The organism is Candidatus Protochlamydia sp. W-9 (assembly GCF_001950615.1).
In the GTDB taxonomy this organism is placed as follows: Bacteria; Chlamydiota; Chlamydiia; order Chlamydiales; family Parachlamydiaceae; genus Protochlamydia; species Protochlamydia amoebophila.
The window spans coordinates 1-275 of record NZ_BCPZ01000193.1 but is presented as its reverse complement, the minus strand read 5'-3'; the positions used below and the strand labels follow the sequence as shown (position 1 = coordinate 275).

Genomic DNA, 275 nt, shown 5'->3' with positions numbered 1-275 from the left:
GGCGGTTAGTCAATTCAATCCAAAAGGAAAATCAGTATGAATGAGATGACTCGTTATAATATAAGAATGCACGATAATGGCTATTGCAGCCAAATACGAACATTTGTCCCTCCTATTCGAATAATAGAACAAGGAGTGGAAGCCATTGAAAAGATTTTAGCAAAAGAGCTCCTTTGTCGACATGATGTGGAAGAGATTAACCAAATTTATCAGTCTGTAGATCTCTTAGAGAGGCAAATTGAAGAGATACCTGCGCGGAATAGCCACCATGCCCT

1 protein-coding gene is annotated in these 275 nt (G+C 39.3%); it reads left to right on the top strand.

Going from position 1 to position 275, the window contains the following annotated elements:
- Positions 1 to 36: 36 nt before the first annotated feature.
- Positions 37 to 275: hypothetical protein (locus BU804_RS06310; RefSeq protein ID WP_143298943.1), on the top strand; the 239-nt coding region annotated here is incomplete at its 3' end.